At 56.5% G+C, this 15195-nt stretch carries 15 protein-coding genes; 7 read left to right on the top strand and 8 right to left on the bottom strand.

Features of this window, described 5'->3' with window-relative positions; genetic code table 11:
• Positions 1 to 145 precede the first annotated feature (145 nt).
• Positions 146 to 742 (top strand): methyltransferase family protein, encoded by a 597-nt coding sequence (locus KORM41_RS01795; RefSeq protein WP_068143761.1) that lies wholly within the window; start codon positions 146 to 148, stop codon positions 740 to 742.
• 54 nt (positions 743 to 796) lie between these two features.
• Here KORM41_RS01795 and KORM41_RS01790 read toward each other — a convergent pair whose 3' ends face one another.
• From KORM41_RS01790 to KORM41_RS01770, 5 genes are all read right to left on the bottom strand, one after another.
• Complete coding sequence (locus tag KORM41_RS01790; RefSeq protein WP_068143759.1) at positions 797 to 1060, bottom strand: hypothetical protein; 264 nt, start codon at positions 1058 to 1060, stop codon at positions 797 to 799.
• A gap of 102 nt (positions 1061 to 1162) precedes the next feature.
• Positions 1163 to 1486, bottom strand: coding sequence for a hypothetical protein (locus KORM41_RS01785; protein ID WP_068143757.1), 324 nt, complete (start codon positions 1484 to 1486; stop codon positions 1163 to 1165).
• A 9-nt stretch (positions 1487 to 1495) separates the two neighbouring features.
• Positions 1496 to 3559: a TonB-dependent receptor gene (locus KORM41_RS01780; protein ID WP_231727066.1), complete on the bottom strand. Its 2064-nt coding sequence runs from the start codon at positions 3557 to 3559 to the stop codon at positions 1496 to 1498.
• Entirely contained in the window at positions 3531 to 3935 is a 405-nt protein-coding gene (locus KORM41_RS01775; protein ID WP_082719662.1) for a c-type cytochrome, read from the bottom strand. Before KORM41_RS01775 ends, KORM41_RS01780 begins: the two co-directional genes overlap by 29 nt.
• A complete protein-coding gene (locus tag KORM41_RS01770) occupies positions 3922 to 5199 on the bottom strand; it encodes a PQQ-dependent sugar dehydrogenase (protein WP_068143751.1) in 1278 nt (425 codons plus the stop codon). Before KORM41_RS01770 ends, KORM41_RS01775 begins: the two co-directional genes overlap by 14 nt.
• A 105-nt stretch (positions 5200 to 5304) precedes the next feature.
• Here KORM41_RS01770 and KORM41_RS01765 point away from each other — a divergent pair, with 105 nt between their 5' ends.
• The 4 genes from KORM41_RS01765 to KORM41_RS01750 all read left to right on the top strand — a co-directional run bounded on the left by KORM41_RS01765 (position 5305) and on the right by KORM41_RS01750 (position 8825).
• Positions 5305 to 5826, top strand: coding sequence for a GNAT family N-acetyltransferase (locus tag KORM41_RS01765; protein WP_156431853.1), 522 nt, complete (start codon positions 5305 to 5307; stop codon positions 5824 to 5826).
• Between the two features lie 70 nt (positions 5827 to 5896).
• A complete protein-coding gene (locus KORM41_RS01760) occupies positions 5897 to 6499 on the top strand; it encodes a nitroreductase family protein (RefSeq protein WP_068143750.1) in 603 nt (200 codons plus the stop codon).
• Entirely contained in the window at positions 6496 to 7893 is a 1398-nt protein-coding gene (locus tag KORM41_RS01755) for a protein adenylyltransferase SelO family protein (RefSeq protein ID WP_068143748.1), read from the top strand. The genes KORM41_RS01760 and KORM41_RS01755 overlap by 4 nt, the downstream gene beginning before the upstream one ends.
• Positions 7894 to 7994: 101 nt before the next feature.
• Entirely contained in the window at positions 7995 to 8825 is an 831-nt protein-coding gene (locus KORM41_RS01750; RefSeq protein WP_068143746.1) for a hypothetical protein, read from the top strand.
• Between the two features lie 97 nt (positions 8826 to 8922).
• On the opposite strand, the gene KORM41_RS01745 is transcribed toward KORM41_RS01750, so the two are convergent.
• The 3 genes from KORM41_RS01745 to KORM41_RS01735 form a co-directional block, all read right to left on the bottom strand.
• On the bottom strand, positions 8923 to 10419 hold the full coding sequence (locus KORM41_RS01745; RefSeq protein ID WP_068143744.1) for an FMN-binding glutamate synthase family protein: 1497 nt from the start codon (positions 10417 to 10419) through the stop codon (positions 8923 to 8925).
• Positions 10420 to 10500: 81 nt separating this feature from the next.
• Positions 10501 to 11556 carry a serine hydrolase domain-containing protein gene (locus tag KORM41_RS01740; RefSeq protein ID WP_068143742.1) on the bottom strand — a complete coding sequence of 352 codons (1056 nt, stop codon included), beginning with the start codon at positions 11554 to 11556 and terminating at the stop codon, positions 10501 to 10503.
• A gap of 73 nt (positions 11557 to 11629) precedes the next feature.
• Positions 11630 to 12061 (bottom strand): iron-sulfur cluster assembly scaffold protein, encoded by a 432-nt coding sequence (locus tag KORM41_RS01735; RefSeq protein ID WP_068143740.1) that lies wholly within the window; start codon positions 12059 to 12061, stop codon positions 11630 to 11632.
• A gap of 227 nt (positions 12062 to 12288) precedes the next feature.
• Here KORM41_RS01735 and folE point away from each other — a divergent pair, with 227 nt between their 5' ends.
• Together folE and KORM41_RS01725 are read left to right on the top strand one after the other, a co-directional pair.
• On the top strand, positions 12289 to 12948 hold the full coding sequence (gene folE / locus KORM41_RS01730) for a GTP cyclohydrolase I FolE (protein WP_082719661.1): 660 nt from the start codon (positions 12289 to 12291) through the stop codon (positions 12946 to 12948).
• Positions 12949 to 13122: 174 nt separating this feature from the next.
• The gene (locus KORM41_RS01725) at positions 13123 to 15168 is read left to right on the top strand and encodes a calcium-binding protein (protein ID WP_068143738.1); all 2046 of its coding nucleotides are present in this window, start codon (positions 13123 to 13125) and stop codon (positions 15166 to 15168) included.
• The last annotated feature ends 27 nt before the right edge of the window (positions 15169 to 15195 follow it).

The following is a 15195-nucleotide window of genomic DNA, read 5'->3' as shown; positions in this document are numbered from 1 at the left end:
CCCCTGGCTCCGTGGTGTCGCAACATTAAAGCAAAAGTGTAACTTGAACAACCTGGCATATTTGGCAAATAAGGGCTTGAGCTTATAGTTGCTTCAACCTTTATGCTTGGCATGAATAAGGGATTTCCCATAGCGGAGACATATCATGCCAAGCATAACCACCATCAACTTATATGGCCCACCGGCCCTGATCGGACTGGCCCTTTTATGGGGCTTCGCGCGCATCCTGCACCTGCGCCAGCGTGAGGGGGTCAGTGTACTGGCGTTTCTGGGGCGCAAGCGTAACCCGGTTGAGGCCAGTGCCGGCATCATAGGCATTGTGCTGAACCTCTATCTGTTCGCCCGCCCCTTCTGGCCGGCACTGGATGACATACTGATGGTGCAGCCCTTCGCCTATGCCCATTGGGGCGTGGCGGTGATGGCCATAGGCATCCTGATCGCCGTGATCAGCCAGATGGACATGGGGCACAGCTGGCGCATCGGCCTGCCGCCAGACGCGGAAGAAGGCATGGACCTTGTCACCGGTGGGCTGTACCAGTTTTCCCGCAACCCGATTTATGTTGGCATCATGCTGTTCCTAATCGGTGCTGTTGTTGTCGCGCCAGGGCTGTTTACCATGACCTGCCTTGCGTTGACCTGGGTTTTCGTAAGCCTGATTATCAGGCAGGAAGAAGCATTTCTCTCTGACAAGTTTGGTGACGCCTTTGAAGCCTACAAGGCGCGGGTGCGCCGCTGGCTGTAGCCAACAAAAAAGCCGGGCAATGCCCGGCTTTCAAACGCTTCGCCATAGCGCCAATTATTCTTCAACAACCGGCATCGGTGCACCATTTGTGCGGCAGCCATAGACCATGCCTTTGCCTTCGTCCTTCATGTTGATAACAAACGTGCTGGTGCCTTCAGGGCAGGAGAAGCGGTCACGGTCGCCGTTTGGCAGGGTTACTGTCACGCTGTCGTGGCCGCGGTCATAGCTGCGTGGATGGTCATCGCCGTCGATAGTGATGGCACAAGCCCCCAGCGTCAGGCAGGCGGCGGACATAATAATAGCGTTGATTGCTTTCATGGGTTTATTCCTCAAGCTGTCGTTGTCGTATATTTGCGGGCTCGTTGGCCAGCTTTTCTTTATGATTTTTGTAGTAGCAGAAAAATACCGGAAAGCAAGCAGTCAGTGCTTGGGTAGGTAGGCCGACAGTGTCTTTTCCATAAACTGCGGGAAGGATAGTCCGCCTTCCACGTCACCATTAAGGTGGATGGAAAGGTCTGAGCGGATTGATGCAATGGCCTGCACCATGGCACCGCGCACCTCAGCTGACAGGCCGCTGCCAATCAGCACCATGTCGATGGGATGCTCACGCAGCATCGTGCGCACATGCTTTTCATTGTTGGCGATATAAAGCTGGGCGTTATAGCCTTTCGCCAGCTGGATCACATAGGGCGGCAGCTTGTCGCCTTTGCGGCACAAGAGAAGATGAAAAACCGGCACTGCCACAATGTCCCCCTAAAAGCTGGCTTCAAGACCGATACGCCAGAAGCGGCGCTGAGCCAGAGTCTCAAGCCCATCAGCAGTTACCGCCGACACCACCTTGGCGTCAAACAGATTTTCCATCTGGGCCGTCAGGGTGAAACTGCCTGAAATGTCATATCGGGCTCCGGCATTCACTGTGAAGATGGCATCCAGGCGGCGGGTATTGAGGTCATCATCATACTGTCCACCGGCATAGCGGCCCTCAATATTCATATCCCAACCATCGCCAGAATATGCCGCCCGCACTGTGGCGGTATGGCGTGGTGTCTGCACAGGGTGCTTACCAATAAGTTCCGGCATGGCGTCAAATTTGGTGATGCGCGCGCGGGCATACAGATAGCTGGCGGAGAGCGTCCAGTGGGTTTCAAGCTCCAACATTGCATCCAGCTCAATGCCGTCGGTGATGCTTTCATCCACGTTTGCCCGCTGCCTCAGGACACCGCCATCCGGCACAAAGCCGCCCAGCGGAAAAAAGCCCGGGCCGAAGCCGATGGTGACATTGCCCACGCCATCCTTCAGCCAGTTGCGGTAATAGGTGGCAGACAGCTTCACTGTATTCAGCGGTTCATAGTCAAAGCCGATTTCCGCGCCATAGAGCGTTTCAGGCGTCAAGTTCGGGTTGGCTTCGGTAATGTCATTCACCACCCGGAACGGGCGGTAATATTCATTCAGCGTCGGAAGCCGCCAGGTCTTGTAGGCCGCCGCGCGCATATCGATCGCACCGGTGAGTGCGCGTTCATACCCCACACGGCCCGTCCATCCGCCGCCCTTGCGGTTGGGCACAAGGTCTGACCGGTCTGGCGAAGCGAAGCCGGGGAAGCCGTCCTCGATGTTATATTCGTCCCGCACGCCACTGTAGGTGCGCCAGCGGTCATACCTGAGCGTGGCGGAGAGAGCCCCCCAATCCGCCTCATGACTGTATTCACCGTAAAACCCGAGCGTCCACTGGTCACCGCCCGCCCGGCGCTGGCGGGTGAAGCCCGCACCCAGGTTGCGGAAGCGTTCGTTGGTTTCCCCGCTCATGCGGCGGCCATCCATACCGAACTCAACCCCATCAAACTGCACGCGCGCCAGCACCCCCGCCCCCCACGCAGGCACGTCGAACTGGTCCAGCACCGCGCGTTCGGTCGTCCGGTCATCGCGGGCCGAAGCGAAAACATTGGCAAAATCGCGTGTTCGGTAATAGGTGATCAGCTCCCAATCAAAAGCATCCGCATAGCCCGTCACGGTCAACGAAGCGTCCAACGCCTCCGTTTCATTGACAGCAAGACTAAGGCCATTCACCCGGTCTTCCTTGAAATACCGAACATGCCCTACAACATAGGCATCTTCAAACTCATAGCCGCCATTGATACCGATATAGGCGGTTTCTGAGGCGGCACGCACGTCCACAGACCCGCGCTGATTTTCGGCTAGAAGATAATCGCCATTCGTATCGAAATAGCCGCCGGAAAGCGCCAGCGAGCCTCCTTTAAATTCCTTCACATAGCGAACACCGATATTCTTGCTATCGTCACTGCCAAGCCATCCGCGAGCACCGTCATAGGCATCCCTAAGCGTTGTGCTACGCAAATCAACCTGCCCCGCCAGGGCCTGCGCGCCGAAAGCGCCGGGCGAACCGCCCTTGCGTACAACGGCATCACCAACATCCAGGGAATTGAGAGACGACCAATAGATCCAGCCACCGAACGGATCATTCAGCGGCACACCATCCAGCGTGACCAAAACACGCCCCGCCCCATTCGCACCAACGCCGCGCATGGAAAGCCCCTGTGTTGTCGGATGCGCCGTGCGGCTGTCAGCCCGTCGGAACAGGCCAACACCCGGGACGGTTCCCAAGACCTTGTCCAGCCTGTCTACCGAAGACTTCCTGACCTCCAGTATAGTTTCGGAGCTACCGGAAGCGGCACCCTCCAAGCGCCTTTGCGACACCAATATCTCATGGAAGAGCCATATCTCTTCGCATTGTTCCGGGTTTTGAACACAATACTCGTTCTCGGCTTCCGGGTCAGTTTGCTGGTCGGCGGTCGCGGACATCGTCAGAAGTGACGAGGCCGCCATTATTGTCAAAGTGCGTGCGTACATAAGTGGCAATCAGGGCAATATCTTTGTCTGAAAGATGCGCGAAAGCCGGCATCTCGTTCGAATAATCTTCGTCCGTCGGCTTCATGGCGGCGCTGCCGAACAGGATCATGTCAATCACGCCGCCAACCGGGCCATTGGCGCGCGGCTTGTCGATAAGTTCGGGCTGCAGCATAGGCACGCCGCCACCGTCGAACTGGTGACAGGAAGCACAGTGCTCTTCATAGAGCGCCTTGCCCTTCACTTCGCGCACATCAACCGGCGCGTCTTCCGCCATGGCGGTGCTGGAAACCAGCACTGCCGCGACCATTCCAAGATTAATTGCTTTCATACGTCACCCGATAAATGCGTCCGCCCGACATCAGGCTGGAAATATAAATAGCGCCGTCCGGCCCTTCCGCAAGGCCCGTAGGCCGGTGCTTGGCATCGCGGGGGCTTTTTACCACTTCCATGCCGGGGAAGCCGTCCGCGAAGGTAACCCAGTCACCTGCCAATTCGCCTTGCCCGTCCATCGGCACGAATACAACGCGGTAGCCAGCCTGCGGCAAAGGCGCCCGGTTCCAACTACCGTGGAAAGCGATCAACGCCCCATTCTTATAGCCCATCGGCAACTTGTCACCCTTGACAAAAATCATGTCATTCGGCGCCCAGTGCCCCGGGAAGGCGATCATCGGCATCTGGCCGCGGTCAGTCGTCATTTTGCCGTCGCCACCATATTCCGGCATCAACACCCGGCCATCGTTGCTGGGGTCCACATAACCGTATGGCCAGCCCATATCCGCGCCTTCACCCACACGGTGGAACTCCTCCGCCGGCAGGTTGGCACTGGCTTCGGCGTCATAAAGATCGGGGAAGAAGCTCTGCAGCTGGTCGCGGCCATGCTGCGCCAGATAAAGGCTGTCAGCCGCGCTGTTCCAATCCAGCGCCATGGCGTTCCGGACCCCGGTGGCATAGCGCATACCGTCTGCCTGGCTCTGCCCCGCCTTCGAAAGATCAAAACGCCAGATACCGCCAAATTCCTCAAGGATCGGGCATGGGTCCATGCCGGGCGAGCCCTTGGTGCGCATCTTTTCCATGCAGGCGTTCGATGGCGCACCGATGTTCACATAAATGTGCCCGGCACCATCGAAGGTGAAAGGCTTGGCTGCGTGCTGGCTGCGGTCTTCCATGCCGCTCACAACCACTTCTGCTTCACCCACGGGTGCGCCATCAGTCGGCACATCCCAGCGCAGGATCGAGGTGTTGGTGCCATAGTAAAGCTTGCCGCCCTCAATACCCATGCCGGTGCCAGTTAAACCCTGTGCAAAATATTTGCGCTCGTCCGCCTTGCCGTCACCGTCCGTGTCCTTCAGCGCCACCGCGCCAAACCCGTCCTGCGGTCGCATCAAGGCCACATACAGCCAACCACTTTCGGACACGGCCATATGGCGGGCAAAGCCCACGCCGTCTGCAAATACAGTGCTTTTGAAGCCCGCAGGAACGCGAATGCCAGTTGCCTCATCCACCTTCGCAGACGGGTTCACGCCTACCACCTCGGCTGCGGCGGGCATTGCAAGCGCTGCGGTCATGGCAGCAACAGCGATAATCTTTTTCATCTTTTTCCTCCGGGCTTGATTGCCAGTAGCTATAGCGCATGGGTATGATGTTGAAAACAAACAAGAAGGTGATCATGCCTTCTTACGTCTTTTCAGGAAGCTCGGATGAAGATCGAACAGATAGCCAACCTGACAGATTACCTGCCCGCCTTTGTCGACATGCTGGTCCGCACTGTGGGCGAAGGGGCCTCCATCGGGTTTCACGCGCCGCTTGAGCCGGAAGAAGCTGAAGCCTATTGGCATGATGTCAATGCCGCACTGAAATCCGGCCAGGTCTGGATGCTGATTGCCCATGTCGGTGACAAGGTGATCGGATCCGTTCAGCTGGCGCCCTGCATGAAAGCCAACGGCCGCCACAGGGCGGAAGTTCAGAAACTGATGGTCCATCCGGATGCCCGCGGCATCGGCGTGGGGCGCAACCTTATGATCGCGCTGGAGCGGCTCGCCCTGGAGAAAGGCCGCACCCTTTTGATGCTGGATACAGCCACCGGCGATATTGCAGAAGGCCTCTATTCCCGCATGGGTTATACGTGCGTTGGTACAGTGCCCCATTACACCATTGAAGCCGATGACAGTTTCGGCGACACGACCATATTCTACAAACATCTGGACCCTACCGGCGGCTAATCCCATTGACAGGCGCAGGGCAAACCCCAATATCCCTGCCAGCAACCGACGATAAACTGAAAGTCAATCAATGTCCTTCAACACGCCCAACGAAGCCACCTATGATCTTCTAATGAACCGCCGCAGCGTCAAGGCGAAGGACATGGTTGGACCGGGCCCCGACCGGGCCGAGATGGAGAAGATTCTAGCCGCCGGTATGCGCGTGCCAGACCACGGCAAACTGGCGCCCTGGCGGTTCCTGGTACTCACGGGCGCTGAGCGTGAGAAGCTGGGTGACCTGATTGCCGAAGGCCTGGTGGTTGAAGATGAGCGCGACCCGAGGGTCGCCGAAAAAATGAAGGGCTACGCTAGTCAGGGGCCTGTACTTGTGGTGGCCATCATGTGCCTCAACCCTGATCACAAAATCCCAGTGCTTGAGCAGGAACTATCCATCGGCGCGGCCTGCCAAAACATGCTGGTGGCCGCAACAGCGCTTGGCTTTGCCAGCCAGTGGCTGACCGGCTGGGCGGCCTATAGCAAAACGGTCGCGAACGGTTTGGGCCTTTCGGCAAACGAGCAGATCGCAGGCTTCCTGTTCTTTGGCAACCAGGCAGACGAGCCAACCGAACGCCCCCGCCCCAATATAAGCGATCATATCACTTGGGGCTTCCCGGAAAGCAATGAGGGCCGATGACTTATCGCCCCGAAACCGCCTTCTTGAACCTCGGTGAAGGTTTCGCCGATCCGGTTCAGGCGGCTGATTTTCCGCAGGCGATCCAACGCTACAGGAATGACCGGGCTGCGAGGTCGGTCGGGCTTGATCACCTGTCGGATGACGACTGGGTCAAACATTTCGCCCGCTTCGAACCACTGGACGACAATCTGCCCTCGCCCCTGGCCCAGCGCTATCACGGCCACCAGTTCCAGGTTTATAACCCGGATATCGGCGACGGCCGCGGTTTCCTGTTCGCCCAGATGCGGGACGATCAGGGCCGATTGATGGACCTTGGCACCAAAGGCAGCGGCACCACGCCCTACAGCCGGTCCGGTGACGGGCGGCTGACCCTGAAGGGCGGCGTGCGCGAGATCATGGCGACCGAGATGCTGGAAGCGCTTGGGGTGAACACTTCAAAAACCTTCTCCATTATCGAAACGGGCGAAAGCCTGATGCGCGGGGATGAACCCTCACCCACCCGCTCCGCCGTGATGGTGCGCCTGACCCACGGCAACATCCGCATCGGCACCTTCCAGCGCCACGCCTATTTCACCGATAAGGAAAAGCTGACGAAGCTCGTGGACTACTGCCTGAAATATTATTTCGATACCGAAATGAAAGGCAGCGCCGCTGAAAAGGCTCTTCATTTCCTTGGCCTTGTGATGGAACGAGTGGCTGTGCAGGCCGCCGAACTGATGGCCGCCGGGTTCGTACATGGCGTACTGAACACAGACAATATCAATATTTCGGGCGAGGTGTTCGATTTCGGCCCCTGGCGCTTCCTGCCGAAAATGGACCTGCAGTTCACCGCTGCCTATTTCGATGAGACCGGGCTTTATGCCTTCGGCCGCCAGCCCGATGCGCTGCACTGGAACATCTACCAACTTGGCGGCGCGCTGGCGGATATCTGCGAGGAACAGGCACTGAAGGATGTGCTGGCGCCCTTCCCCAGCATCTATCTTGCCGCGCTACGTGAAAAGCTGCTGGCGCGGCTGGGCATCAAGCCGAAGGGCGACAAGGTTGATGATGCGCTCCTCACACTCATCAACAATTTCATGCTGAGGGAACAGTTCCCTTATGAGCGCTTCTTCTTCGACTGGTTCGGCGGCGGCATCAGCGAAAACCGCGCCATGGCCAGCCCCAAGGCAGAGCGTTACAAAGAATTTGGCGAGCTCTGCGACGCGCTCAAGGGCTATAGTCCTGCAAAACCCGGCGCGCTGAAGCACCCCTATTTCCACGGCGACGCGCCCTGCACCATGCTGATTGATGAAGTGGAAGACATCTGGTCCCACATCGCCGAGCGCGACGACTGGTCGCCGCTAAACCAGAAAATCGACACTATCCGCGAGATGGGCGAGGCGCTCAGCCTCTGAAAAGCAGCTTGCCCGCCTTCAACCCAGGGGTTAGCATAAACCACCTTTACTAAGCACGCATACGTTTTGAGTGATAATTCTTTCCAGCATTGGGGGAACTTATGGCTGAAGACACAAAAGCTGGACGCTGGGCGTTAGCCCCAATCGTGATTTCCATTGTCGCGGTCGTTCTGTCGCAGATGAAGCCGCTTTATACCTATTTCGAAAAGCCCAACCTCGACCTTGTTGTTGGGCGCAACATGACCCTGTTTGAAACCTGGGGAAACCTGACCGCAAACTTGTTTGTTCAGCTTGTCAACAAAGGGGGCGCGGGCGGAGTGGTCGAGCGAATGGACATATTCATCAAGTCCAAAGACACGGGTTATGCCCATGTGATGCCGGCTCAAACTTACTATCTGCAACCCGAAGCCATCAGCCGGAACGAAATCGTTGCTCAAATCCCGTTCAGCAACATCACGGTACCAAGCGATACGATCTGGTCAGGCTTCATCGCATCTTTCAGCAGCTGGAGCAGGACGCAATCAGCAACGATCAGTGAGATCACCAAGAAAACCCAGATCGAAATAAATTCCAAGTATGTTCCCAACGGCCCGGCTGTCACGATCGGAACAGACCTGATGTCGCACATTCGCGACTTCACGCGAGGAAATCTGGGCAAGTTTGATATCGGCGAATATCAATTACTTGTGCTTGCCTGGTCACAAGGCAGCAACACGCCTACCCTTCGGAAGGCCTTCAATTTTTCGGTCTTTGAGTCCGACATGGCACGGCTCTTTGTGAAGGAAGAAGGCTATCCGTATGGGTCTGGCATTCTGTTCCCTATTGACGCAACTACCAACCAGCAAGCGGTTTTTAACGTGACATTGGACGAAATCGAAGACCAAGAGATGATCAACCGACTATACATGGCATACGAACAGGCACAGCTGTAAAACCTCCGACCTACAATCTGGATTCGGCGGCCCGGAATAGAGCTAGATTGAAACGCCATCACAAGCGAACGCGCGAAAATCTGTAGATCGATTACCGCTACCCTTCCGCCACATCGGGCCACAGCTCTGCCATGGATTTGCTCAGGCCCGGTCGCATGACAATGCGGGCATGCTTGCGTCTGAGCGCTCGGGGTTCTGCCACACCGCAGCTGTGGGCGATGATACAGATTTCCTTCTTCATGTTTTCAGCATAGTGCGCCACACGGTCGGCCTTTGTCTCTGGCACCAAGCCGCGCTGAAGGCGCTTGTCATGGGTGGTGATGCCCGTGGGGCAGGTGTTCTTGTTGCACTGAAGCGCCTGAATACAGCCGAGCGAGAACATGAAGCCCCGCGCGCTATTGACGAAATCCGCCCCCGCGCAGAAGGCCCACGCTACCTCGGACGGGTTTATCAGCTTGCCTGATGCAATCACTTTGACACGCTCCCTCAGGCCGTTTTTCTTCAGGCTATCCACCAGAAGCGGCAAGCTTTCGCGCAGAGGCATACCCATATTGTCAATCAGGCTCATGGGCGCGGCACCCGTGCCGCCGTCGCCGCCATCAAGGGTGATAAAGTCGGGCGCACTCTCCGCACCGCGCTTGGCAACTTCTGCGAATAGTTCACCGAAAAATTCTTCGTCACCCACCACCATCTTGAGGCCCGTGGGCTTGCCCGTGGTCTCACGCACGTAAGTGACCATATCGAGGATATCGCCCACACCTTTCATTTCCGGGTGGCGGTTTGGGCTGATGGCGCTTTCGCCAACAGGAATGCCGCGGATTTCGGCGATCTCTTCCGTCACCTTGATGCCTGGCAGGATGCCGCCCTTGCCGGGTTTGGCTCCCTGGCTCATCTTGATTTCGAACATCTTAACCTGTTCGCGCGCAGCAACCGCCTTCAGCTTTTCTTCGTCAAAACCGCCTTCCGGTTTCCGCACCCCAAACTTGGCTGTGCCTATCTGGAAGACGATGTCGCAGCCGCCTTCAAGGTGATAAGGGGACAGGCCGCCTTCACCGGTATTCATCCAGATACCCGCCTTCTTTGCACCCATGGAAAGCGCCCGCACAGCCGGCACTGAAAGGGCCCCAAAGCTCATGGCCGAGATATTGAAAATGCTGCTGGTAGTATAAGGGTGCCTGGCACCCGGGCCGATGGTGACAGGCGTGGGCTCGGCTTCCTCCTCATCCATCGCGGGGAAGGCGCAGTTGGCAAAAAACACGGTCCCTGCTGGACGAAGGTCCCGCGTGCTGCCGAAAGCGACGGTCGAATCCACATCTTTCGCGGCACGGTAAACCCATGACCGCTCCGCCCTATTGAAGGGCATTTCCTCGCGGTCCAGCGCGAAGAAATACTGGCGGAAAAACTCGCCCAGATGCTCAAACAGATATCGGAAGCGGGCAATCACCGGGTAGTTGCGCCTGAGCGCACTTTCATGCTGGGTCTTGTCACGCCAGTAGGCCCCAATGACCCACAGCACGCCCAGTCCAATGGCGAGCACAAAAACAAGCGCCATATATTTCAAGATGATGGGAAGATTCGCCAGAAGCGCGTCCATCCGATGCCCCTTTTCCTTGCCAGACCGTTCTTGCCAGAAGGCTCGCACAGGCGGGCGGATCAGTAAAGCGACAACAGACCTCTAGTGAACGGCGCCAACCTCATAGGCTGGCAGGATATAGCGTTGCAGCAGGTCGTTCGATTGCTGGTGCATGCCGGGCGTATTGTATCGCTCAGCCGTAATCACCACCACAAGGCCCATGTCCTCAAAGACAGCAACTTTGCTGCCGCCGTTACCGGCCATATAATAGGACTTGTGAACCAGCCCCGTAGTGGCTGAGAAGAACTCCCCGATCCACCACTGGTATCCGTAACTTTGCGTTTCACTGACCTTGCGGTGCGGCTTGGTGCTTGCAGCGATCCAGCCTTCGGGCAGCAACCTGCGGCCATGCCAGACACCGTCCTCTAGCGCCAGTTGGCCGAACTTCATCAGGTCGCGGCTCGTGAGTTCCAGCCCGCCACCGGCCTGCTCTTCCCCGATGGGGGAGCGGTACCATTCGTATTTGCTGATCCCAAGCGGCGTGAAAAGGGCGGCGTCAACGAAATCGTCAAGGCTTTGCCCAACCGCCATTTCGATCGCCTGACCGGTAAGGAATGTCCCTACTGTGCAGTAGCGGAAAGGCCCAAGCCCCATACCATCGCGCGACCAGCCTGGCATGGTTGGCAAGTCCAGGGCGAAGCGCGTCCAGTCCTGTTTTTCATGCATCTTGTCTTCATAGCCCGGCGTTGTCTGGTCATTGTCATTACAATCAAGCGCAGACGACATGGTCAGAAGGTCCTTAAGGCGGATATCCTTCTTGTCATCGTTCAGGTTCTTGATCGGGTCATAGACATGGAACAGCGGCATGACCGGGTCATCAACACCGGTGAAGGCGCCTTGCTCGATCGCCGCGCCCACCGCCATGCTGGTGATGCTTTTGGTCGCGGAGCGCGTGTTATTGAGATAGTCGGGCTTGCCATTGCCGAAATAGCGCTCGTAGACGATGTCACCGTTTTTCATGACAAGAACACTGGTGATGTCCTTGAAATCCCCGCGGCTGATGGCGGCTGTCATCTCATCCATCGTGCCGTTGGCAAGGGCCGGGCTGACAATGCCTACTGCCAGCAACAACAGGCCTGATATGAAACGTCGCACCATCTTCGCTCTCCACTCGGTTTGCGCCAACCATAGTGAACAACAGAACTTTGTCGATAGTTAGATCGAATTGAAATCAGTTGCCTGCATGATCCGCTTCGGCGAACAGGCTTTCAAGCACCTCGAAGGGCAGTAGCACACTGCCATGGCGACCCGGATGCTCCCACACAGGGGCAAGAAGCGCCAAAGCTGCCCACTTATCAGGGAAGTCAGCCTCACCGGTCTTAACCATATGGCGGAAACGCGCGGCGATGTCAGAAAGCTCGTCTTCACTGAGCCCGATCACATGCTGGCCAACGATGGCGGCTGTAGTCTGGCCAAGTGCACAGGCTTTCACCTCCTGACCGAATTCGGTGATCACCCCGTTCCGGACACAGGCATCCGCGCTGATCCGGCTACCGCAGATGCGGCTGGTCTTGGTCACTGTCGCGTCCGCCACCTGAAGCCGGTCGGTGTGCGGAATGCGTGTGGTCCAGCGCAGGATATCGGTATTGTACAGTTCGGTCATAAAAGGCCCCAAACCAGTGATCCAGAGGTTCACCCCTTACGTAAGCCGACTGTAAGTGAATGCCAAGAAGGATTTGGCCCATGGTTCAGAAATCTTGCCTTTGCCTTGATTTCCAGCTAATCCTGACCATATCTATCGGTGTTTCCGAAGCGCCCCGCGCCGGAAACCGATTCCATAGCCGACCCGACGACATGAGGTTGGCCATCATCCACAGAAAGGAATTTTAGATGGATGCCGTACTTGAAAGGGCCAATGGCTCTGAACTGAAGGTAATCCCTGATGACGCCCGTGGGGACGCAGGCGCAGGAAATACCCCACGTGTGCTCAAGCCAAGCCGTGCCGAAGCCGAAGAGGCCGTGCGCACGCTGATCCGCTGGGCGGGCGACGATCCGACCCGAGAAGGCCTCTTGGACACACCTAAGCGTGTCACCAAAGCCTATCAGGAATTCTTCAAGGGCTACGGAGACGACCCGGCCGACATCCTGTCGCGCACATTTGAAGAAGTCGCGGGCTACGACGACATGGTGGTGCTGCGCGGTATCAAAGTCGAGAGCCACTGCGAGCACCATATGGTGCCCGTTTTGGGCACAGCGCATGTGGCCTATATGCCGAATGGATCAGTAGTCGGCATCTCCAAGCTTGCACGCATCGTCGAGGCTTATGCAAAGCGGCTGCAGACGCAGGAAACCATGACCGCGCAGATCGCCGACGCGATTGAAAAATATCTGAAGCCCAAAGGCGTGGCCGTGGTGGTGGACGCCACGCACAGCTGCATGTCCTGCCGCGGCGTGAAGCACAGTGATGTCTATACCATCACCCGCCAGTTCCGTGGTTGTTTCCGCGAAGCCGACCAGGAGCGCCGTTTCTGGGACATGGTGCGCGGATAGAACAGGTGTTTGCAGCCGATCACAAATAGGCTTACTTCTTCCGGGAGTAAGCCTTTTCTTTCTCTCAAATTTGGGAAGGGGGGAGGGAGAACGCATTGACACTCCCACATACCACATTTATGTGAAAAAATACACATATTGAGACTATCGATGACAGAGATTGGGGGACATCGAATGTCATATATCGAAGGCACTGACACTGACGACGTTCTGACGGCAGGGGATAATGATATTCTGGCTGGCAGGGACGGAAACGACACATTATCCACAGGTGACGGCAATCATACCTCCTTGCATGGCGGCGATGGCGACGATCTTTATGTGGTTAATTGGGAAACCCATTCAGCGGACGAGCCATACTTTACCTGGATATCGGAAACCGAATCCGCCGCATACCCTGAAAGTGGCTGGGGCAACGACACATTGGACCTGTCCGCAGTTGCGGGCAACCTGACGGATATTCGCTTCAGCGGCACCTATTCCAACATATTTGGCATCCGGGTTTATGAGGATGGCGAATTCGTCGGACAAGTTGATGTCTCGCACAGAAATCTTTCCCATACCCAGATCGAAACCCTGAAAATCGGAACAGATAGCCTGAATATCCCAATGGGAATCAGCGGCGCGGCGATGAACGGTATCTTTTTCTTTGGCGCCACCGACGGTGATGACATCATTACAACAGACAGCTTAACTCTGGACATCAGTGGCCTAGAGGGAAATGACACCATCACGCTTGGAAGCGCACCGGATGCGGTCGCCCTGGGAGAAGGTGGGCAAGACGTATTGCATACTGGTGCCATTAGGCAGAGCCTTTATGGTGGTAGTGACGATGACATCCTGTATCACTCACTGGCAGGCCCGGCCTTCCTTTTTGGCGGCAATGGCAGCGATCGCTATATTCTGGACTGGGATATAGAAGCGTCCACCGAAGAATTTGAAGTCAGCATTTCTGAACTAGGCAGCACCTCAGTAGAAGGCGAAGTAGATATCCTCGATATCTCCAATATCGCTCATAGTGCCGACAACATCGCCTTTTCCGGCTCAAGCTTCTATCACAACCTCAAAATCAACATCTTGAACAATAACCATGAAGTAATCGCCAGCATCGATGTAATCGGATTTTTCGGCTCGAACCCTGCCATGCAAATCGAGAATCTTGTTCTTGGCAATGATACAATCGACCTCACCGGCTACGAAACCCCGTCAGATTTGAATGTCGCCCTTAACGTGTACACAGTCACCGAAGACGGCGACCTTATCGAAGGCGTTGGCAACCAGTTGGAAGTCTCCGGCGCTAGCGGAGACGACACAATCGTGGGCAGTGGCGAATATAATAAATTGCGAGGAGGCGAGGGGAACGATTTGCTTCAGGCAAACGGGCAACACACATTCCTCTACGGAGACGGCGGGCATGATCGCCTTGTAGCCAACGCTTCAGCCGCAAGCTTATTTGGCGGTACGGGCCGAGACACTTTGGTAAGTGGTGAATTCGAGCGTGTTTACACTTATGGTGGCGATGACGGTGACCGTTTGACAGGTAGCAGCAATGACGATCACCAATATGGCCAACGTGGCCGGGATAATATTCACGGAAACGATGGTAACGACGCCATCGACGGCGGCGCGGATGGCGATTTCCTGTTTGGCGGCGATGGTAATGATGAAATAACCGGTCGTACCGGTGGGGACCAAATATGGACTGGTGCCGGAGACGATCTCGGCTATGGAGGTAAAGACCAAGACACACTCGGCGGTGGATTGGGGGCAGATACATTGTCTGGCGATGATGGCGACGACATCATTTTCGGCGGCTCAGAAGATGATGTCATAAATGGCGGCGACGGCAACGATGAACTATACGGCGGTGCCGATGCAGACATCATCAGCGGCGGCGCGGGCAACGACACGCTGTATGGAGGCACAGGTGCCGACACACTCAATGGCGGCAGTGGTGACGATATCCTTCGGCCCGGCAGCGAAGCCGATGTTCTGATCTTTGAAAGCGGCAGCGGTAGTGACATTGTTGAAGGCTTCAGTCTTGAGGAAGACACCTTGAACCTCTCTGGCACCAGCACAGACTTCACAGACCTCGCCAGCGTTCAGGCCGCAGCCACCGACACGACGGAAGGCCTGTTGATTGATCTTGGTGGCGGTGACAGCGTGCTGCTGACCGGTGTTACAATGGGCGAACTGGCCACGGATAATTTCATCTTCTGATAAAATCGAAGCAAGAGACTTGATGAA

The sequence above is a fragment of the Kordiimonas lipolytica genome, from assembly GCF_001550065.1.
Note: the sequence above shows the minus strand (reverse complement) of the source record. Positions and strands in the feature narration are given on the sequence as shown.

Coding starts and splice junctions, on each gene's coding strand:
- KORM41_RS01770 (WP_068143751.1), bottom strand. CDS start 5,199: ATGAAAAAGATTATCGCTGTTGCTGCCATGACCGCAGCGCTTGCAATG.
- KORM41_RS01790 (WP_068143759.1), bottom strand. CDS start 1,060: ATGAAAGCAATCAACGCTATTATTATGTCCGCCGCCTGCCTGACGCTG.
- KORM41_RS01795 (WP_068143761.1), top strand. CDS start 146: ATGCCAAGCATAACCACCATCAACTTATATGGCCCACCGGCCCTGATC.
- KORM41_RS01740 (WP_068143742.1), bottom strand. CDS start 11,556: ATGGTGCGACGTTTCATATCAGGCCTGTTGTTGCTGGCAGTAGGCATT.
- folE (WP_082719661.1), top strand. CDS start 12,289: ATGGATGCCGTACTTGAAAGGGCCAATGGCTCTGAACTGAAGGTAATC.
- KORM41_RS01780 (WP_231727066.1), bottom strand. CDS start 3,559: ATGTCCGCGACCGCCGACCAGCAAACTGACCCGGAAGCCGAGAACGAG.
- KORM41_RS01775 (WP_082719662.1), bottom strand. CDS start 3,935: ATGAAAGCAATTAATCTTGGAATGGTCGCGGCAGTGCTGGTTTCCAGC.
- KORM41_RS01765 (WP_156431853.1), top strand. CDS start 5,305: ATGAAGATCGAACAGATAGCCAACCTGACAGATTACCTGCCCGCCTTT.
- KORM41_RS01745 (WP_068143744.1), bottom strand. CDS start 10,419: ATGGACGCGCTTCTGGCGAATCTTCCCATCATCTTGAAATATATGGCG.
- KORM41_RS01750 (WP_068143746.1), top strand. CDS start 7,995: ATGGCTGAAGACACAAAAGCTGGACGCTGGGCGTTAGCCCCAATCGTG.
- KORM41_RS01760 (WP_068143750.1), top strand. CDS start 5,897: ATGTCCTTCAACACGCCCAACGAAGCCACCTATGATCTTCTAATGAAC.
- KORM41_RS01755 (WP_068143748.1), top strand. CDS start 6,496: ATGACTTATCGCCCCGAAACCGCCTTCTTGAACCTCGGTGAAGGTTTC.
- KORM41_RS01735 (WP_068143740.1), bottom strand. CDS start 12,061: ATGACCGAACTGTACAATACCGATATCCTGCGCTGGACCACACGCATT.
- KORM41_RS01725 (WP_068143738.1), top strand. CDS start 13,123: ATGTCATATATCGAAGGCACTGACACTGACGACGTTCTGACGGCAGGG.